At 33.4% G+C, this 21,067-nt stretch carries 15 protein-coding genes and 1 riboswitch; of the genes, 11 read left to right on the top strand and 4 right to left on the bottom strand.

Annotation, left to right across the window (positions count from 1 at the left end):
• The first annotated feature begins 44 nt into the window (after positions 1-44).
• The gene (locus E0F76_RS00280; RefSeq protein ID WP_132000339.1) at positions 45-2,621 is read left to right on the top strand and encodes a sodium-translocating pyrophosphatase; all 2,577 of its coding nucleotides are present in this window, start codon (positions 45-47) and stop codon (positions 2,619-2,621) included.
• A 134-nt stretch (positions 2,622-2,755) separates the two neighbouring features.
• Here the strand turns inward: E0F76_RS00280 and E0F76_RS00275 are convergent, their stop codons facing one another.
• Positions 2,756-3,370: a deoxynucleoside kinase gene (locus E0F76_RS00275; RefSeq protein WP_132000338.1), complete on the bottom strand. Its 615-nt coding sequence runs from the start codon at positions 3,368-3,370 to the stop codon at positions 2,756-2,758.
• A complete protein-coding gene (locus E0F76_RS00270; RefSeq protein WP_132000337.1) occupies positions 3,370-4,161 on the bottom strand; it encodes a hypothetical protein in 792 nt (263 codons plus the stop codon). The genes E0F76_RS00275 and E0F76_RS00270 overlap by 1 nt, the downstream gene beginning before the upstream one ends.
• 311 nt (positions 4,162-4,472) lie before the next feature.
• On the opposite strand from E0F76_RS00270, the gene E0F76_RS00265 reads away from it, so the two are divergent.
• Both E0F76_RS00265 and E0F76_RS00260 read left to right on the top strand, forming a co-directional pair.
• A complete protein-coding gene (locus tag E0F76_RS00265; RefSeq protein WP_132000336.1) occupies positions 4,473-5,369 on the top strand; it encodes a GLPGLI family protein in 897 nt (298 codons plus the stop codon).
• Between the two features lie 31 nt (positions 5,370-5,400).
• A complete protein-coding gene (locus E0F76_RS00260; protein ID WP_132000335.1) occupies positions 5,401-8,103 on the top strand; it encodes a TonB-dependent receptor in 2,703 nt (900 codons plus the stop codon).
• Positions 8,104-8,225: 122 nt separating this feature from the next.
• Here the strand turns inward: E0F76_RS00260 and metK are convergent, their stop codons facing one another.
• On the bottom strand, positions 8,226-9,476 hold the full coding sequence (gene metK / locus E0F76_RS00255; protein ID WP_132000334.1) for a methionine adenosyltransferase: 1,251 nt from the start codon (positions 9,474-9,476) through the stop codon (positions 8,226-8,228).
• Positions 9,477-10,180: 704 nt separating this feature from the next.
• Here metK and E0F76_RS00250 point away from each other — a divergent pair.
• The 6 genes from E0F76_RS00250 (at position 10,181) to E0F76_RS00225 (ending at position 17,905) form a co-directional block, all read left to right on the top strand.
• Positions 10,181-11,464: an O-acetylhomoserine aminocarboxypropyltransferase/cysteine synthase family protein gene (locus E0F76_RS00250; RefSeq protein ID WP_132000333.1), complete on the top strand. Its 1,284-nt coding sequence runs from the start codon at positions 10,181-10,183 to the stop codon at positions 11,462-11,464.
• Between the two features lie 78 nt (positions 11,465-11,542).
• Positions 11,543-11,746 carry a hypothetical protein gene (locus E0F76_RS00245; protein ID WP_132000332.1) on the top strand — a complete coding sequence of 68 codons (204 nt, stop codon included), beginning with the start codon at positions 11,543-11,545 and terminating at the stop codon, positions 11,744-11,746.
• 158 nt (positions 11,747-11,904) lie between these two features.
• Positions 11,905-12,009: riboswitch (SAM riboswitch) on the top strand.
• A gap of 71 nt (positions 12,010-12,080) precedes the next feature.
• Positions 12,081-15,467 (top strand): bifunctional aspartate kinase/homoserine dehydrogenase I, encoded by a 3,387-nt coding sequence (gene thrA / locus E0F76_RS00240; RefSeq protein ID WP_132000331.1) that lies wholly within the window; start codon positions 12,081-12,083, stop codon positions 15,465-15,467.
• A gap of 60 nt (positions 15,468-15,527) precedes the next feature.
• Complete coding sequence (locus E0F76_RS00235) at positions 15,528-15,962, top strand: OsmC family protein (protein ID WP_132000330.1); 435 nt, start codon at positions 15,528-15,530, stop codon at positions 15,960-15,962.
• A 90-nt stretch (positions 15,963-16,052) separates the two neighbouring features.
• Entirely contained in the window at positions 16,053-17,225 is a 1,173-nt protein-coding gene (locus E0F76_RS00230; RefSeq protein ID WP_132000329.1) for a trans-sulfuration enzyme family protein, read from the top strand.
• Between the two features lie 269 nt (positions 17,226-17,494).
• Complete coding sequence (locus tag E0F76_RS00225; RefSeq protein ID WP_132000328.1) at positions 17,495-17,905, top strand: RrF2 family transcriptional regulator; 411 nt, start codon at positions 17,495-17,497, stop codon at positions 17,903-17,905.
• A 93-nt stretch (positions 17,906-17,998) separates the two neighbouring features.
• On the opposite strand, the gene E0F76_RS00220 is transcribed toward E0F76_RS00225, so the two are convergent.
• Entirely contained in the window at positions 17,999-18,781 is a 783-nt protein-coding gene (locus E0F76_RS00220; RefSeq protein WP_132000327.1) for a sulfite exporter TauE/SafE family protein, read from the bottom strand.
• A gap of 524 nt (positions 18,782-19,305) precedes the next feature.
• Here E0F76_RS00220 and E0F76_RS00215 point away from each other — a divergent pair.
• On the top strand, positions 19,306-20,007 hold the full coding sequence (locus E0F76_RS00215) for a phosphoadenylyl-sulfate reductase (protein WP_132000326.1): 702 nt from the start codon (positions 19,306-19,308) through the stop codon (positions 20,005-20,007).
• 66 nt (positions 20,008-20,073) lie between these two features.
• Positions 20,074-20,973, top strand: a complete 900-nt coding sequence (gene cysD / locus E0F76_RS00210; RefSeq protein WP_132000325.1) for a sulfate adenylyltransferase subunit CysD — start codon at positions 20,074-20,076, stop codon at positions 20,971-20,973.
• Positions 20,974-21,067: the final 94 nt, after the last annotated feature.

Raw genomic sequence — 21,067 nt, 5'->3', positions numbered from 1 at the left:
TACATTACTAATTTTTCATACAAAAAACAAAAAAACAAATATTTATGAATACATTAATGATTTATGTGCCAATCGTTATGGCGCTCATTGGATTAGCTTTTATGTTTTATAAAAGAGCTTGGGTTTTGAAACAAGATGCCGGAGATGGTAAAATGAAAGAGATTTCAGAGCATATTTACGAAGGAGCATTGGCTTTTCTAAAAGCAGAATATAAATTATTGGCAGTATTTGTAGTTCTTGCAAGTATTGTATTAGCTGGTATTACTTTTATACCAGGAACTTCAACTCATTTATTAATTGTAGTTGCTTTTGTTTTTGGAGCCTTTTTCTCTGCTTTGGCTGGAAATATGGGAATGAAAATTGCAACCAAAACAAATGTTAGAACAACTCAAGCCGCTCGTACTAGTTTACCACAAGCCTTAAAGGTTTCTTTTGGTGGAGGAACAGTAATGGGATTGGGTGTTGCAGGTTTGGCAGTTTTAGGATTAACAACTTTCTTTATTATATTTTTTAATGTTTTTATGAATGGTGTTTGGACTTCTACTGAAGATATGACAATCGTTTTAGAAACATTAGCTGGTTTCTCCCTTGGTGCTGAATCTATTGCTTTGTTCGCCCGTGTTGGCGGTGGAATTTATACTAAAGCTGCCGATGTTGGTGCAGATTTAGTAGGTAAAGTAGAAGCAGGAATACCTGAAGATGACCCAAGAAATCCTGCAACTATTGCAGATAATGTTGGGGATAATGTTGGTGACGTAGCCGGAATGGGTGCCGATTTATTTGGTTCATACGTTGCAACGGTTCTTGCGGCAATGGTTCTTGGCAACTATGTAATTAAAGACATGGGTGGAAATATTCAAGATGCTTTTGGTGGAATTGGACCTATTTTATTGCCAATGGCAATTGCAGGTTTTGGAATATTATTCTCCATTATTGGGACCATGTTAGTTAAAATAACGAGTAATGATGCCAAAGAAAAACAAGTACAAGGAGCCTTAAATGTTGGAAACTGGGTTTCTATCGGATTGACTGCAATAGCTTGTTTCTTCTTAGTTCAATATATGTTGCCTGAAACTATGAAGATGAATTTCTTTGGTGAAGGCTTACAAGAAATTTCTTCAATGAGAGTTTTTTATGCAACTATCGTAGGATTAGTGGTTGGGGCAGTTATCTCATCTGTTACAGAATATTACACAGGTTTGGGCACTAAACCAGTTATGGCAATCGTACAAAAATCATCAACTGGTGCAGGAACTAACGTGATTGCCGGTTTAGCAACAGGAATGATTTCTACTTTTCCAACTGTATTATTATTTGCTGCTGCAATTTGGACTTCATATGCTTTTGCTGGTTTCTACGGCGTGGCACTTGCCGCTTCTGCAATGATGGCTACCACAGCTATGCAATTGGCAATTGATGCTTTCGGACCAATATCTGACAATGCTGGTGGAATTGCTGAAATGAGTGAGTTACCAAAAGAAGTACGAACTCGTACAGATATTTTGGATTCAGTTGGTAATACAACTGCTGCAACTGGAAAAGGTTTTGCAATCGCTTCGGCGGCATTAACTTCATTAGCTTTATTTGCTGCTTACGTTACATTTACTGGAATCGACGGTATCAATATTTTCAAAGCGCCAGTTTTAGCAATGTTATTCGTAGGTGGAATGATTCCTGTAGTTTTCTCTGCTTTAGCAATGAATTCTGTTGGAAAAGCTGCCATGGATATGGTGTATGAAGTGCGTCGTCAGTTCAAAGAAATTCCTGGAATTATGGAAGGTACTGGAAAACCGGAATATGCAAAATGTGTCGATATCTCTACCAAAGCAGCTTTGCGCGAAATGATGTTGCCAGGAGTTTTGACAATAGGTTTCCCAATTGCGATTGTGCTTTTAGGAAAGATAGTTTATGGAGACAATAACCAATTAATTGCCGAAATGTTGGGTGGCTACATGGCTGGAGTTACTGTTTCTGGTGTGCTTTGGGCTATATTTCAAAATAATGCCGGTGGTGCTTGGGATAATGCCAAAAAATCTTTTGAAGCAGGAGTTTTGATTAATGGCGAAATGACATACAAAGGTTCTGATGCGCATAAAGCAGCTGTAACTGGTGATACTGTTGGAGATCCTTTCAAAGATACTTCAGGACCATCCATGAATATATTGATTAAATTGACTTGTTTAATTGGGTTGGTAATTGCTCCAATTTTAGGAAATGGAAGTGCTTCTGACAGTCATAATCATAATAAAATGGAGATGATGCATTCGAATTATTCTATGGGTAATAATGCTATGTCAATGGGTAAATGTGACATGTTAAAATGCGCCACGATGACCAAAGAAGAATGTGCCGCAATGTGTGATGAAAGAGGATGTACTCCAGAGCAAAAAGAAATGTGCCTGTCGCATTATGATGCTAATGGAAAATTTATAGCGGTAGCTGGAGATAAAGCATGTTGTGCTACTAAAGTTTCAGACGAAAAAAAGGTTAAAGTTGAAATCATCAACACTGATGGAAAAGCAAAGGCGATTGTAACTTCTTCTGAAAATGGAAAAGAAAATATTCAGGTTTTTCAAGGTTCTTTATCTGAAGTAAAAGCCAAAGTTGATGCTTTGAAATAATAGATCATCTTTTAGATTAAACAGAAATGCCTCGCGATTTGCGAGGCATTTTGTTTTAATACTATAAAGAGGCAGAAAGAGAATTTAGAATACATTTTTGCCTGCCTTTGCTTAATAAAGGTCTGGGGAGAGGACTAAAACAATCCGTTCAATTCGGCATCAATTTTATTGATTATCATTCCTAAATCTTCAGGGTTGTCGACAAAATTGATCTTGTCGACATCGATAATTAGTAGTTTTCCTTTTGTATAAGTTTGAATCCAAGCCTCGTAACGCTCATTCAATCTGTTGAGGTATTCAATTGAAATTGTATTTTCATATTCACGACCACGTTTGTGAATTTGGCCCACTAAATTAGGAATAGAACTTCTAAGATAAATCAACATATCAGGTGGTTTAACTGTCGATTCCATTAGTTCAAATAACGAAGAATAGTTTTGAAAATCACGGTTGGTCATTAAGCCCATTGCATGCAAATTTGGCGCAAAAATATGAGCGTCTTCATAAATGGTTCTGTCTTGAATTATTTTTTTGCCACTTTCACGGATATGGATTACTTGACGAAAACGACTATTTAGGAAATAAATTTGCAAATTAAACGACCAACGTTCCATTTGGTGATAGAAATCATCCAAATATGGATTATCGACCACATCTTCAAAATGAGGTTCCCATTTAAAATGTTTCGCCAATAAACGAGTTAATGTAGTTTTTCCTGCTCCAATGTTTCCTGCTATTGCTATATGCATTACGGTGTTGTAAATTTATAATTTATAATTTCTTGGTTGGTAAAAATAGACAAAATTTGGTCTTTGTAATAGAAATTGTCAAAGGTTTTTTTATCTAAATCAATTAAGTATTTTTTATTCCCGATTAGGGTAAAATAATAAATAAATTTGTTTTTTTTATAAATCAAATCGGAATTTGAAATCATTTGAATTTGATCAAAATCAGGAACTTTTCCCAATAAAGTGATTTTTCCAAATATTGTGCAGGAATACCAATTCAAATTTTCATCAATCCACTGAAAAGAATTAAAATTGCTTTCATAATGTTTTAAAGTCCCTTTAATGGGTTGTGTTATTGTTTGAAAAGTATTTTTTAAGTAATCAAAAAGTCCAATTTGTTGTGATAAACTATCGTAAATCCATAATTTGTTTTGAGATGCAATTCCTGTAGCGTTAACTAATATTGGAACTTCATTTTCAGAAAAATTTATTTTTTGGGTTTCATTAAGTTGATTATCGAGTGTTACGATCGTGTTGAAATTCTCATAGAACAAAACAATTTTTAGTGGATTTTGTATGTCTATTTTTGTAATAGTACCCAAAGAAAGGTTCTTATATTCCCATATATCTGTTTTATGTTGCTTATAGAATACATTGTTTTTGACGAAATAGTTGTTTTCTAATCCATCCAACCCTACTAAGAAACTGGCATCTATTTTTTGAGTAGAAACTGGAGTAACTTTAATTTTTTGATCTTGTGCAATCAAACAAGAAAAATGGAAAATAAAAAATAATAAATAGAGGTTTTTCATAAGCTCACTAAAGTACAAAAATTTGGATTAATAAAACTGAGGGTTTTTTAATTTCATATTCAAGAGCATGTTCGTCTGGTTTTAGATTCAACCTGTCTTCTGAATTTAGGGTTTGGTATATTCTGTTTTTTATTTCAAATTATTAAAGATACTTTTATTCCTAAGTTAAAAACAGTCTTTTTGGATTTTATAATTTAAGTTTAAACCATTTACTTATTGCAATGTCTAACATCAAATTTAAAATGAATTAGTGTAACATAAACGCTTCAAGGCAGACTTATTTCCAGCAAACAACATTTAAATTAAAACGTATGTCAAAAATTATTTTTACCCTAGTATTTATGCTTGCAAGCCATTTGGGGATTCTGGCTCAAGAATTTCAAGGAATGGCTGTGTATGAGTCTAAAACCAGTACGGCTGATTTTAAAGCTCGTATTTCAGAAAATAAAAATATCAGTCCTGATATGCAAAAAAACATGGAGGAAAGAATGAAATCAATGTTCGAAAAAAGATTCATTCTTAATTTTGACAAATCAGCTTCTATTTATAAGGAAGAGGAGAAATTAGACGCACCAACGCAGGGACAAGGTCAGGGAGGTATGCGCATGATGGCTTCAATGACAGGTGCTGGAGGGACTTTTTATAAAGATGTAAAAACCAAAACCTACATTGTAGATAAAGAATTCATGAGCAAAGAGTTTCTTATTAAAGATTCTTTGCCTAATTTGAAGTGGAAGTTAGAAGGAGAAACAAGATTGATTGGTGGTTATAATTGTTTCAAAGCAACCGCTGTCGTTCCTGCAAGTAAAACTGATTTTAGGAATTTTAGACCCAAGAAAGAAGACAATAAAAAAGAAGTATCCGTTGCAACTGATAACAAAGAAAAGAAAACTAATTTCATGAGTGAAATGGATATTCCAAAAGATTTAATAGTTACGGCTTGGTATACACCAGAAATTCCTGTAAACCAAGGGCCAGAAAATTATTGGGGTTTACCCGGTTTAATATTAGAAGTAAATGATGGTAAAACAGTGATGCTGTGTTCTAAAATTGTTTTGAACCCAAAAGTTAAAGTTGATATTAAAGCATCTTCAAAAGGAAAAGTCATTTCGCAAAAAGACTATGATGAATTAGTAGTGAAAAAAATGGAGGAATTTCGTGAAATGAGAAATCGTGGTGGAAATGGTGGTGGACCTAGAATGAATTAGTAAGCTATATAAACATTGCAAATTCTCTTAAATGAAAAATATTTTACCAATCGCTTTATTCTTTTTAAGCGCGCTCTCGTTTTCTCAATCAATAACTCTTGATGGGATAATTTCGGATTCCAAATCAATTCCCGTAGAAATGGCCAATGTTATGGCAGTGAATCAAGTTACCAAAGCGATGGATTCTTATGCTATTACAAATGATAAAGGAAAGTATTCTCTAAATTTGAAACCAAATACATCGTATAGTATTAAAATAAGTTTTTTGGGACTAAGAAGTAAAGAAGTTGCTTTTAATACGACGGCCCAAAGTAGTTCTAAAAACATTTCTTTAGAAGAAGGTGATATAGAATTAGATGCAGTCGAGGTTATCCGAGAAATGCCAGTTTCTATTAAAGGAGATACTATAGTTTATAATGCAGATTCCTTTAAATCCGGAACCGAACGAAAACTAGAAGATATCCTGAAAAAATTACCAGGTGTCGAAGTTAATGCCGATGGTGAAGTGGAAGTAGAAGGTAAAAAGGTAACCAAATTGATGGTCGAAGGAAAAGATTTCTTTGATGGGGATACCAAATTAGGAGTCAAAAATATTCCAGCAGATGCCATAGACAAGATTCAAGTATTGCGTAATTACAATGAAAATTCAATCCTTAAAGGAGTAGAGAACAATCAGGATAATGTCGCGATGAATATCAAGCTAAAATCAGGGAAAAAGAATTTCTGGTTTGGTGATGTTACTGCAGGTATTGGAGTGGGACATACGGATAATCGATATCTTATCAATCCTAAATTGTTTTATTATAATCCTAAATACAGCCTTAATATTATAACAAATTTTAATAATATAGGCGAATTGCCAATGACCATTCAAGATTATGGCAAACTAACAGGTGGTTTTAGAGGTTTGATGGCAAAAGGGGGGACGAGTTTTGATATATCCTCTAATAATTTGGGGATATCGCTTTTGAGAAATGATCGGGCTAAAGAGATTGAAACCAAATTTGGTGCGACAAATTTCTCCTATAATGTCACAAAGGCATGGAGTTTAAGCGGTTTTGGGATTTTGACATCATCAATCACACAAGTGGAAACCGTATCGCAAACTAATATTTTAAAGCCCAATTCATCAGAAATTCAATCAACAGAAAAACGCAATGAATTAGCCAATCAAAAAAGTAGTTTTGGGATGTTTAAATTAAGTTCCAGTTACAAACCATCAGCAAATTTCCAATTTGATTACGATGTACTAGCCAAACTTTCAAAACAAGACGAGGTGTCTCCTTTGATGCGGGAATCGATTGTAAATAACGTTTCTACAACAGAATCAATCAACACCATAAAAAAACAAAAACCGATTTCTGTAAATCAAAATTTAAGTTTGTTTTACACCTTGAATAATAAAAATATATTTGCTTTCGAAACGCAATATTTGTATCAGGAAGAAGATCCTTTTTACAATGCGGATTTAATGACAAAACCATTTAATTTAGAAGGGTATATTTCTGGCCAAAACAGGAATAATATCAATCAAAATCGATTTGTAAAGACAAAAAAAATTGATTCAAAATTGGATTATTATTACATGCTTACGGCAAAAAGCAATATTAATATAACGTTAGGAAATACCTATTCAAATCAAAATTTCGATTCTAGTATTTATCAAATAGTAGACAATCAACAAGTAAATGAGTTGAATAGTGCCGTCAATAAAAATGATGTAAAATATAATTTTAATGATGCCTATTTAGGATTGCATTATAAAATATTAACGGGTAAATTTACTTTTACACCAGGCGTTAGCTTGCATAATTTCAATATGACAAATGCGCAATTAGGTACTGATTATACTAAACAGTTCAATCGTATATTGCCTGATTTTTTTGCTATTTATCAAATAAAAAAAGCAGAAAGTTTAACCTATAATGTTGGTCTTACCAATAGTTTTACTGATATTAATCAGTTGGCCGAAGGGTTTGTATTCTCTAATTACAACAGTTTAACAAAAGGGATTAGAACGTTAGAAAATGCGACCGCGCTACAACATTCATTCCGTTATTTTAAGTATAACATGTTTAATTTAGAAAACATATCGGCTTTTTTGAATTACTCTAAACGCACCGATGCCATAAAAACGAAAGCGTTTTATGATGGCGTAAATCAATCTTCTACACCATATAATTCTGATTTTGCCGATGAGTCGATTTCCGCAAGAGGTTCTTATGGGCGTTCTTTCTTAAAAAATTACAAAGCCTCTACGACAGTCAATTTAAATTGGTCTAAATACAATAATATACAAAACAATGTATTGTCAACTAATGAGAGTTTTACTCAAAGTTATACTGTAAAAGCAGCTACAAATTATAAAAATAGGCCTAATTTAGAATTGGGATATAGTTATACCATAAACGATTACAACAGTAGTGTTTTTTACACCAATAAGCCTTTTGCAAAGTTGGATTATTATTTCCTAAACAGTTTTTCTTTTGTGGCAGAATACGAATATTACAACTACCACGCGAAAAATAATTCAGTTGAAAACAAATATGATTTCTTAAGTTCGAGTTTAATTTATCAAAAAAAAAACAGCAAATTCGAATATAAAATCAGCGGAACAAACTTATTAAACACAAAATCATTAAACGACGATAGTTTCTCGCAATTCTCAACCAGATCCTCTCAATACACCGTTCAACCACGATATGTGATTTTCTCATTAAAGTATAATTTGTAAGTAGGTCATCCTGCTGTCCATCGAAAAGGCTTTTCATTGCCATGAGGTCTAAAAAAACCTGACTAAAATAATTAGTCAGGTTTTTTCTTTGCGTAATTCGCGTATAACTTTGCGGTTAAATTTTACAATCCAAAAGCAGCTTTTACTTCATCTACAAAATCTAATTTTTCCCAAGTGAACAATTCAACAGTAACTGTTTTTGATTCGCCTCCAGGAGCTGAAAAAGTTTTTGTAACCGTTTCTGGAGTACGTCCCATATGACCGTAAGCAGCAGTTTCGCTATAAATTGGGTTTCTCAATTTCAAACGTTGTTCGATAAAGTACGGACGCATATCAAAAATAGCTTCCACTTTTTTAGCGATTTCACCGTCTTTCAAATCTACTTTCGACGTTCCGTAAGTTTCAATAAAAATCCCCATTGGTTTTGCGACTCCAATAGCATAAGACACTTGAACTAAAATCTCATCGGCTACACCAGCAGCAACCAAGTTTTTAGCGATATGACGTGTTGCATAAGCAGCACTTCTATCTACTTTACTTGGATCTTTTCCAGAGAAAGCGCCACCACCGTGAGCACCTTTTCCGCCGTAAGTGTCTACGATTATTTTTCTTCCTGTTAATCCAGTATCTCCATGAGGTCCGCCAATTACGAATTTTCCGGTTGGATTAATATGATACGTGATTTTGTCATTGAATAAATGAGCGTATTGAGGATTATCTTTGATGATTCGTGGAATTAAAATTCCTACTAGATCACTTTTGATTTTCGCTAACATGGTATTTTCTTCATCAAAGTCATCATGTTGAGTCGAAATAACAATGGCATCTATACGTGTTGGTTTGTTATTATCATCATATTCTAATGTTACTTGTGATTTTGCATCTGGACGCAAATACCTAATTTCATTGTTCTCACGACGTAAAACAGCTAATTCTTGTAATAATTTATGCGATAAATCAAGAGCCAAAGGCATAAAGTTTTCCGTTTCACTCGTAGCATAACCAAACATCATTCCTTGGTCTCCTGCTCCTTGGTCTTCTTTACTCGCTCTGTCAACACCTTGGTTAATGTCTGCAGATTGTTCGTGAATTGCCGAAAGTACACCACATGAATTGGCTTCAAACATATATTCACTCTTGGTATAACCTATTTTTTTAATAACCTCTCTAGCGATAGTTTGAACGTCTAGATAAATATTTGACTTTACTTCGCCAGCAAGAATTACTTGTCCTGTAGTTACTAAAGTTTCACATGCTACTTTTGACTCAGGATCAAATGCCAAGAAATTATCAATTAATGCGTCTGAAATTTGATCAGCAATTTTGTCTGGATGTCCTTCACTTACTGACTCTGAGGTAAATAAATATGCCATAATAAAAATTATTTTATAATTTAGAAATTAATTTTCAGAGAAAAAATAAGATTGCAAACGAAAGACTAAAGGAGGAGTTCTGCTTTAGCTTTTTTTAATGAGGTTGCAATCAGTTCAAATTATTCCTCTAGTTTTCGACTGCAAAGGTATAAAACCATTTTGAATTGAAAATTATTCTTAACACTTTTTTTGATTTAAGAAATCAGAATATAAATTTAAGCAAATAGTTAGAAATTAATTACAGCAAATATTTTTTAAAAATTATTTGGATATGTAAATAAAAGTTTGCAAATTTGTATCATCAAAAAGGGAAAAATGAAAATTAATGTATGCAAAATGTCGAAACACACTCAGGATAAATCCTGTGGGTCGCCTGTAGCATAAATTTAAATTCAAATTTATATAGCAAAAGCTTCCCAGATAACGGGAAGCTTTTTTTTTACAATTGTTTTAATCACATATTAAATTACATTATTATGATCAACTCAAACCAAAAACATATGAAATCATTCAATGTCAAATCGATGTTAGGTGCCAAGTCTATGGTGTGTATTAGTGTCTGTTGATTCCGAAAGTATAAGTTAGAACAAACTTAAAACCCTTTTGGATACACTCTAAAAGGGTTTTTCGCTTTTTAGGAATTAAATTAAAGACGTATTCAAAACGAATAAAAATATAAATATAGAATCTAAAATAAATAAATTATGAGCACTCAAAAATTCGAAACAAACGCATTACACGCAGGACACGATGTTACTAAAACAGCTGGAACTAGAGCTGTACCAATTTATCAAACGAGTTCATATGTTTTTAATAATTCAGATCATGCGGCCAATTTATTTGGACTTGCTGAAGCTGGATTTATATATACCAGATTAAATAATCCAACTAATGATATTCTGGAACAACGATTAGCAGCTCTCGAAGGAGGAATTGCTGCTGTAGTTACCGCATCCGGAACGGCTGCAATTGCAACTTCATTGTTGGTTTTACTAAAAGCGGGGGATCATATTGTTGCATCAAGCAGTTTATACGGTGGAACGTATAATTTGTTAAGTAATACTTTGCCAAGATTAGGTATTACAACCACATTTGTAGATCCTTCTGATGCAGCTAATTTTACAAAGGCCGCTAAGGAAAACACAAAGGTGTTCTTTGTAGAAAGTTTAGGGAATCCAAAATTAGATGTTTTGGACTTGAAAGCGATTTCGGCTGAGGCCAAAGTATTAAAGATCCCTTTTATAGTTGACAACACCGTTCCATCGCCTTATTTGTTAAACCCAATCGAACATGGAGCTAATATTGTTATTCACTCCTTGACAAAGTACATTGCAGGAAATGGAACTTCGCTTGGTGGAGCAGTAATTGATGCAGGAACATTTGATTGGAGTAGCGGAAAGTTTCCCGAGTTTACGGAGCCAAATGCAGGATATCATGGTTTAGTATATCACGAAGCCCTCGGAGCGGCTGCTTTTATTGCTAAAGTGAGAATCGAAGGTTTACGGGATTTTGGAGCAGCTTTAAGTCCTTTCAACGCTTTTCAGATTGTTCAAGGCTTAGAAACCTTAGCCGTTCGAGTCCAGAAACACAGCGAAAACGGATTGGCATTAGCCCAATGGCTAGAAAAGCAGGAGCAAGTCACATGGGTGAATTATCCGGGATTGAAGTCCAGTAAATATTACAATTTAGCAACACAATATTTACCTAAGGGTCAAAACGGATTACTAACTTTCGGACTTAAAGGAGGATTTGAAGCCGCCAAGCAATTGGCTGATGAAACAAAGATATTCTCGCTTCTGGCAAATATTGGAGACACAAAATCTTTAATTATTCATCCGGCTAGTACAACGCATCAGCAGTTATCCGATGAAGATCAAATTGCAACAGGAGTTACCAAAGATTTAATCAGATTGTCCGTAGGACTGGAAGATATCGAAGATTTAAAAGCTGATTTATTAGCAGTATTTGAAAATTTAAAAACACAATAAAAACATAATTGAACTTGAGGCAACTGAATTCAATATGTTTTAAATAAAATAAATGAAAAATTTAAAAAATAAAACATCATGAAAACACTAAAATATTACACCAACAAATTTCTTTTTTTTACTAATCTAAAAACGAGGCCAACAAAAGTAACTGACTATAGTGCAGAACTAACAAATCCTAGATTTGAAATGGATTTAAAAAAAGCATCAATAAATAAAAAAGGAATGAACTCATTGTTGTCTCAAATGTATTCTGAAGAAAATAATGCTCTTTTCATTTAAGATGAAATAGAAATATTTTAAACAATAACAATTGGATTCTGGAAATTGGATTCTAATTGTTATTGTTTTATTAAAATGAAGCAAACCAAATGAGTTAAATTTGGTTGTTTAAAAAAAATGTAGTTAATTTGTGCCTTTAAGTTCACAAACGTATTGAAATGTTATAAAGAAAGCTCGAGGGAATAGACCCGTTGAAAGCTTAGCAACCCTTCGCAAACGAAGAAGGTGCTACATTCTATCCCGTAAATGGGAGAAGATAACACATGAACTCCTCTCTAGTTTACTTCTAGTTTTCTTTCTAATATTTCCATACAAAATCATAAAGATTTAAAAATTGGAAAATAAACCATCGTCAATTACATTACAAAATTTCACTACTGAAAGTGGAGTAATTATTAGTTCCATAAATCTAAGTTATCAGGTTTTTGGTCAAGCTTTGAATACTGCTCCTATCGTAATGGTCAATCACGCTTTAACGGGAAATTCTCAAGTAATTGGCGAAAATGGATGGTGGAATAGTCTTATTGGCGAAAAGAAAACAATAGATACTAATAAATATACCATAGTAGCTTTTGATGTTCCAGGAAATGGTTTCGATACCATTTATATTGAAAATTACTTGGATTTTACCGCTCGTGATGTAGCAAGACTTTTTGTTGAAGGTATTCGGGTTTTAGAAATAAAGGAAATTTTCGCACTTATTGGAGGTTCTGTTGGTGGAGGAATTGCTTGGGAAATGATGGCTTTAGAACCTAAATTAGCTCATAATTTCATCCCAATTGCTACAGATTGGAAATCGACTGATTGGCTGATTGCCAATTGCTATTTGCAAGAAAAAATACTTTGCAATTCATCAAAACCTATTGAAGATGCTCGGATTCACGCGATGTTGTGCTACCGAACACCCGAATCATTTAAAGAAAAATTCAAGAGAACTTCAACGGAAAAATTCGAATCTTTTCAGGTGGAAAGTTGGTTGAATTATCATGGAGAGAAATTGCAAAAGCGTTTTCAGCTTTCGGCTTATAAAATGATGAATCAATTGCTCAAAACGATTGATATTACTCGAGGAAAAGCGTCTTTTGAAGAAATGATTTCGGCTATAGATGCCAATATTTATATCATCGGAATCAATTCAGATTTGTTCTTTACGGCCAATGAAAACAGAGAAACGTATCACGAAATAAAAAAATTCAAGCACAATGTTTTTTATAGCGAAATCGACTCGCAACACGGTCATGATGCTTTTTTAATGGAATACGATCAATTGAATAATTTGTTGGATGTTGTTTTTAAAAACAAAAAAAATAAAATGAAGATATTAAAATTTGGCGGAAAATCGTTAGCTAACGGTGAAGGATTAAATAAGGTTTTAGATATTATTATCGATAAGAAAAGCAAAGACGAAAACATAGCTATTATCGTTTCTGCCCGAGGAAATGCTACAGATGAATTAGAAGATATATTGACTATTGCTGCGAAAAATGGGAATTATAAACCATTGTTAGAAAGTTTCAAAAGCTATCAACAAGACGGTTATAATGTCGATTTATCGGAAGAGTTTGCTTTGTTAGACAAACTTTTTGAAGGGGTTAGTTTGATTGGCGATTATAGCGAAAAGATAAAAGACCAAGTTTTAGCTCAGGGTGAATTAGTTTCAGCAAGATTAGTAGCGGCAATGTTGCAAGAAAAAGGGATAGATGCTCGTTTTGCCGATTCAAGAACTTTGTTAAAAACGGATTCTAAGTTTGGTGACGCCCAACCATTGGAGCAAATTTCAAAGAAAAATGTCGTCAATTATTTTAAAGAAAATGCGGATAAGGTAAATATTATTACTGGTTTTATCGGTTCTAATAATAATAATGAGACGACAACTTTAGGTAGAAATGGTAGCAATTACACCGCTTCTTTAATTGCTAATTATGTTGATGCTGAAGAATTGCAAAACTACAGTCACGTGGACGGGATTTATACAGCAAATCCAGAATACGTTCCAGACGCAAAGAAAATTGACCGTTTGTCTTTTAACGAAGCCAATGAAATAGCCAATTTTGGAGCAACTATTTTGCATGCTAAAACTATAATTCCTTTAATAGAAAAAAATATTCCATTACGAATATTAAATACGTTCAACCACGAAAATCAAGGGACATTAATTACTTCAAAATCGAATGCAGTAGGAATTAAAACACTTTCTGTACTCGAAAATGTGGCATTAGTAAATTTAGAAGGACGTGGATTACTTGGTAAAACGGGTGTTGATGCACGCATTTTTAGAGTAATGGGAGACAATAATATTAGCGTAAGCATCATTTCGCAAGGTTCTTCAGAAAGAGGAATTGGATTAGTAGTGAATGCCAATCAAGCTACAAAAGCAATGATTGAATTGGAGAAAGAATTCGAAAATGATTTCTATTCGAAAGATGTTAATAGAATTTCGATTACGGATGATGTTTCGGTAATTTCGATTATAGGTCAAGATTTAAGTACCTTTCATAAACCGTACACCGCTTTGATTAAGAATAAGGTTGTACCTATACTTTTCAACAATACAGTGACTGGAAAAAACGTGAGTTTGGTGGTAAAAAAATCAGAATTACACAAAGCATTGAATGTAATTCACGGAGAGATATTTGGAGTTTCTAAGAAAATAAATATTGCAGTTTTTGGTCACGGATTAGTGGGCGGAACTTTGATCAATCAAATATTAGAATCAGCAGCTGCAATTGAAAAAAGGAAGGATATTAAATTGAATGTTTTTGCGATTGCGAATTCAAAGAATTTACTTTTAAATAAAAACGGAGTTTCTCCAAACTGGAAAAACGAAATTCAAACCAATGGTTTTGCCTACAAAATGAGTGATGTTATTGCTTTCGCCAAAGATAATCACTTAGAGAATTTGATTGCGATTGATAATACGGCGAGTGCTGCGTTTGTAGAAAATTATATTCCATTGGCAGAAGGAAGTTTCGATTTGATTTCTTCTAATAAAGTGGCAAATACATTGAGTTATAAATTCTACAAGGATTTAAGAAAAGTATTGGCTGATAATCAAAAGAATTATTTGTATGAAACTAATGTTGGTGCAGGTTTGCCATTAATTGACACTATAAAATTATTACACCTTTCGGGCGAAAATATCACTAAAATAAAAGGCGTTTTCTCAGGTACATTGAGTTATTTATTCAATAATTTTTCTTCAAAAGACGTTCCATTTAGTGAAATACTCAAAGAAGCAATTGATAATGGTTATACAGAACCTGATCCAAGAGAAGATTTATGTGGAAACGATGTAGGTAGAAAGTTATTGATATTAGCTAGAGAATTAGATTTGCAAAATGAGTTTGAAGAAGTCGATATTCAAAACCTAATTCCAGAACATTTAAGAGAAGGAAGCGTTGCAGAATTCTTGCAAAAATTAAAAGAATTCGACCCGATTTATGATAAGATTAAAGCTAATCAAGAACCCAATCATGTGTTGCGATACATTGGTGAATTATCAGGAGATTTACAAAACGATAAAGGGAATCTGGAAGTAAAATTAGTTTCTGTGCCAATGGATACCGCTTTAGGTGGATTGAAAGGATCAGATTCTTTCTTCGAAATTTACACAGAATCGTATGGAGACCGACCAATTGTGATTCAAGGTGCAGGAGCAGGATCGGCAGTAACAGCCAGAGGTGTTTTTGGAGATTTATTGCGATTGTCGGACAAAGGATAAAGATTTTAGACCCGAGCGATAGCGAACGGACGAAGTAATTCAGATTTAAAAAATAAAATTATGAAAATAACATTAAACAGAGTTAACGAAAACTTTCACTTCGAATTAAAAAACGATCGTGGACACATAGTAAATGTAGATGCTCGTCCCGATTTTGGAGGTAATGATATGGGACCAAGCCCAATGGAATTGGTGTTAATGGGTGTTGCAGGTTGTAGTGCTATTGATATGATTTCGATTTTGAAAAAACAACGTCAGGAGATTACTTCTTTCAAAGCAGAAGTAGAAGGAGAGCGTATACAAGTTGGAGAAGCAAAACCGTTCAAAGATATTTATTTAGTTTTCACCTTAGAAGGAAATATAAAAGAGGACAAAGCCGCAAAAGCCGCACAATTATCTTTCGAAAAATATTGCTCGGTTTCTAAAACATTGGAACCCACAGCCACCATACATTATAAAGTGATTTTGAATGGAAGCCAGTTAGAAAAGATATAAAAATTAAAATTATTCGTTTAAAGAGTTGGAGTGGAAATGTCGTTTTTGGACCATTTTAAACTTTAAACTTTAAACTTTAAATAAAACAGAATGAACGAAAAAGAATTTGGTTTTGAAACTGAAGCCATACGTACCCAATTAGAAAGAACACAATATTTAGAGCATTCTGTGCCATTATACTTAACTTCTAGTTTTGTATTTGAAGATGCCGAAGATATGCGTGCCTCGTTTGCTGATGAGAAAGATAGAAATATTTATAGCCGTTACAGCAATCCAAACAACAACGAGTTTGTAGAAAAAGTGTGCAAGATGGAAGGCGCTGAATCTGGATTTGCATTCGCTTCTGGAATGGCTGCGGTATATTCTACTTTAGCAGCTTTGTTGAATTCAGGAGATCATGTGGTTTCGGCCAGCAGTATATTTGGAGCAACGCATTCCCTGTTTATCAATTATTTTCCAAAATGGGGAATTGAAACTTCGTATTTTGATATAAATAAACCCGAAACAATTGAAAGTTTTATCAAACCCAATACCAAAATTCTTTTTGCAGAATCGCCAACAAATCCAGCGGTAGATATTATAGATTTGGAATTGCTTGGAGACATTGCCAAAAAACACGATTTGATTTTGATCATTGACAACTGTTTTGCAACGCCTTATTTGCAGCAACCTATAAAATGGGGTGCGCATTTGGTAGTCCATTCTGCTACAAAGTTAATGGACGGTCAAGGTAGAGTTTTGGGTGGAATAACAGTAGGAACTATCGAATTGATTCAAAAAATATATTTGTTTTCACGATTGACTGGTCCTTCTTTATCTCCGTTTAATGCTTGGGTTTTATCTAAAAGTTTAGAAACTTTGGCGATTCGTTTAGACAGACATTGTGAAAATGCTTTGAAAGTTGCAGAGTTTTTAGAACAGCATCCTAGCGTGAATAAAGTAAAATATCCGTTCTTGAAATCGCATCCACAGTATGAAATCGCCCAAAAGCAAATGAAGGCGGGAGGTAATATTGTGGCTTTTGAAATAAAAGGTGGTATTGAAGCCGGAAGAGCCTTTTTAGATAAAATAAAACTGTGTTCACTATCGCCAAATTTAGGAGATACAAGAACAATCGTAACGCATCCAGCTTCTACAACTCACAGTAAATTATCTGTCGAAGAAAGATTGGCAGTGAGTATTACAGATGGTTTGGTACGTGTATCAGTAGGTTTGGAGACCGTGAAAGATGTTATTGCCGATTTGGAACAAGCTTTGGCTTAAAAAATTATAATTATTAATTCATTCAATAGCCCACGGTTTCAGCCGTGGGCTATTTGTTTATTGTTTAGACAATTTAAAAGTTAATCATAATTTACTCGACCAAGGTTGAATTCTGGGATAAATTATTAATTCTCATCTTTGTTTTGATTTTTCATAATCATTGTCAAAGTTTCAATCTTTGACAATACTTTCTTTCAATAAAATTCACGATATTTGGAAAGCGATTTCAAATACTGTATTTCGTTTGTTTCTATTTTAATATTATAAAAATGCTCTCTAAAAAAACAAAATACGGAATAAAAGCATTGACTTTTTTGGCACGCCAAGAAGATCAAACTCCAGTCGCAATTGCTGATATTGCCAAAAGTGAAAACATATCGGTTAAATTTTTAGAAAGTATTTTATTGCTTTTGCGTCATTCTGGTTTTTTGGGTGCCAAAAAAGGAAAAGGTGGTGGCTATTATTTAATCAAAGAACCTAAGGATATCAACATGGCAAAAGTGTATCGTATCCTCGAAGGACCAATTGCATTATTGCCCTGTGCAAGTCATAATTTTTATGAAAAATGTGATGATTGTACCGATGAAGCTACTTGCGCTGTTCGTCGATTAATGACCGAAGTACGAGACAATACATTGAAAATACTAGAAAATAATTCGCTTGCAGATATTGTTTTTTGATTATTTCGAATCTAAAATACCCTCAAAAAAAATGCTCTTTCATAAATATTAGTGAAAGAGCATTTTTTTAAGTAATTACTATTATACTATAATTTAAAAAACCAATTTATAGCCCACGAAAAATAACATTATTGCGATAGCATTTCTTAGTATTAAATCGGGTACTTTACCACTCAACATACTTCCAATAATAATTCCAGGAAGTGATCCTATTAATAATTGTCCTAACAGACCTAAATCTAAATTCCCCATTGTAGCATGACCCAATCCTGCGACTAGAGTCAACGGAACTGCATGTGCAATCTCAGTTCCAACTAATCTTGGAGTTGGTAAAAGTGGATATAAAAAAAACAAAGTAACAGTACCTAAAGCACCCGCGCCTATTGAAGTCAAGGTTACAGTGGCACCCAGCATTACACCAATAAGGACAGTTAAAAAATTTTGAGTTTTACTCTCATTATGAAACTTATCACCAGCATGTTTTTGAGAAAAAACTAATAGTCTTTTTTTGAACAAAACAGCTACGGAAGTAAAAAGTAACGCCCAACCTAAACTGTATTTTATTATTGCATTTAAGGCAGTAATATCAGTTTTTATACTGTGAAGAATCCATAAAGTTAATAAAGCAGCAGGGACACTTCCTAAAGAAAGCCAACCCGTGATGGTCCAATTGATGTTGCTTTTTTTATGATGTACAAAAACACCACCCATTTTGGTAAAAGCCGCATAAAGCAAATCAGTTCCTACAGCCGTTGTTGGGGGAATGCCGAACCATAATAATATGGGGGTCATTAAAGAACCACCACCAACACCGGTTAAACCTACTACAAAACCAACAGCCAAACCTGCAATTACTAATCCTATTTGAAAATCCATTAGAAATTTTTTGTTCAAAAGTAAAAACTATTTTACAATTATCCTATCGACTTTATAGACTATTTATTAATTTATTTTAAAAATGTGTAAATAAAGTTATTTTATAGTTGGTTTATGATATACTTCGAAAGAACCTAAAACCTTTTTATAATAGGGTATTTGTCATTGTAAATCTACAATTAGCTATTTTTTAAATAATAACACTAATCGAGTTCAAGTATAAATATCTTTTTAAGATTTATCAGTATATAACTACTATTCTATTATTTTTTATTAATTTTTTAACGGACTAGATTAATAATTATTTGAGACGTAAAGTTATCTTTGTTAAATGAGAAGTTTCATTTGAAACATTGAAAACAAAAGCCATCCTTTTATTACAATTTAATTGAGTGTTAATGAATAAACTGTCTATTTTTAGTAAAAAGGCAAAATATTATTTTGATATATAGAAATAAGTAGTACTTTTGCCAAGTAATCTACTAAACCGATAGGGTAATAGATTTATGAAAAAATAAAATCAAATGAGTAAAATGATAGTTCAAACATTATTAGAAAAAACAAAGGATTTCTCGATTGAGGAAACCTTGTCTTTTTTGGCTAATGAATTCAAAGAAAAAGTGGTATTCTCGACTTCATTCGGTCAAGAAGACCAAGTGATTACTGCCTTGATTGCCAAAAATAATTTGCCAATTACCATTTTCACTTTGGATACAGGGAGATTATTTCAAGAGACGTATGATGTTTTTCACAAGACATTAAAAAAGTATAAAAAGGAAATTAAAGTTTGTTTTCCAGATACAGCTTCAGTAGAGAAATTACTAGAAACAAAAGGTCCTAACAGCTTTTACGAATCGGTTGAGAACAGAAAAGAATGTTGTTTTATTCGAAAAGTAGCTCCATTGACGAAAGCTTTAAAAGGAAATTCGATTTGGATTACAGGTTTACGTGCCGAGCAATCAGAGAATAGAAACGATTTGGCCTTCTTTGAATACGATGCTCATTTTGACATTATTAAATTCAATCCATTGTTAAAATGGACTTTAGAAGAGGTTCAAAAATACATTGAGGACAATAATGTGCCACAAAATGTCTTACACAAACAAGGTTTTGTGAGTATAGGATGTGCGCCTTGTACGAGAGCTATTTTTCCTGGCGAAGATATTAGAGCAGGAAGATGGTCGTGGGAATCCAGTCATAAAGAATGTGGTTTACACCAAAAATAAAAGTTTAATCGTTTAGGTGTTTAATCGATTAACCGATTAACCGAATAAACAAATTATCAAATAATAATGAGTTCAATATTAAAAACAAATGCTTTAGAAAGCGAAGCGATTTACATTTTCAGAGAGGTTATCTCTCAGTTTGACAAACCAGTTTTGCTTTTCTCCGGTGGAAAAGATTCAATAACGCTGGTGCGTTTGGCACAAAAAGCATTTTTCCCTGCGAAAATTCCTTTTCCTTTGTTGCACGTAGATACAGGGCATAATTTCCCTGAAACTATTGAATTTAGAGATCGATTGGTAAAAGAATTAGGTTTAGAATTAATTGTTCGTCATGTACAGGATGCTATCGATGAAGGAAAAGTAGTAGAAGAATCAGGAAAATATTCAAGTCGAAATAGCTTGCAAACAACTACTTTGTTGGATGCTATCGCAGAATTCAAATTTGATGCTTGTATTGGTGGTGCACGTCGTGACGAAGAAAAAGCAAGAGCAAAAGAACGTATTTTCTCTGTTCGTGATGATTTTGGCCAATGGGACGAAAAAAACCAACGTCCAGAATTGTTTGATTTATTGAACGGTAAAATAGAAAATGGTCAAAACGTACGTGTTTTTCCAATTTCGAATTGGACAGAATTAGATGTTTGGAGTTATATCGAACAAGAGCAAATTGAAATTCCATCGATTTACTTTTCACACAAACGTAAAGTATTTATTCGTGATGGTATGATTTGGTCGCATTCTCCTTTTGTTTATCAAGACGAAGATGAAGTTGTTGAAGAAAGAATTGTTCGTTTTAGAACTGTAGGAGATATGAGTTGTACAGCAGCTGTTGATTCTTATGCAGCTACAATCTCTGAGGTAGTTGGCGAAATTAGGTTGTCAACCATCTCCGAAAGAGGTGCCAGAATCGACGATAAACGTTCTGAGGCTGCGATGGAAAAAAGAAAACAACAAGGGTATTTTTAAAATAAGTCAAAAGTCAAAAGTAATAAGGCATAAGTGAAAGGTATAAAAAAGTTGGATTTTAGTTCAAACTTTAAACCTTTTAAACTTTAAACAA

The organism is Flavobacterium cellulosilyticum (assembly GCF_004349355.1).
Lineage (GTDB): Bacteria > Bacteroidota > Bacteroidia > Flavobacteriales > Flavobacteriaceae > Flavobacterium > Flavobacterium cellulosilyticum.
This window is presented reverse-complemented; position numbering and strand designations above follow the sequence as displayed.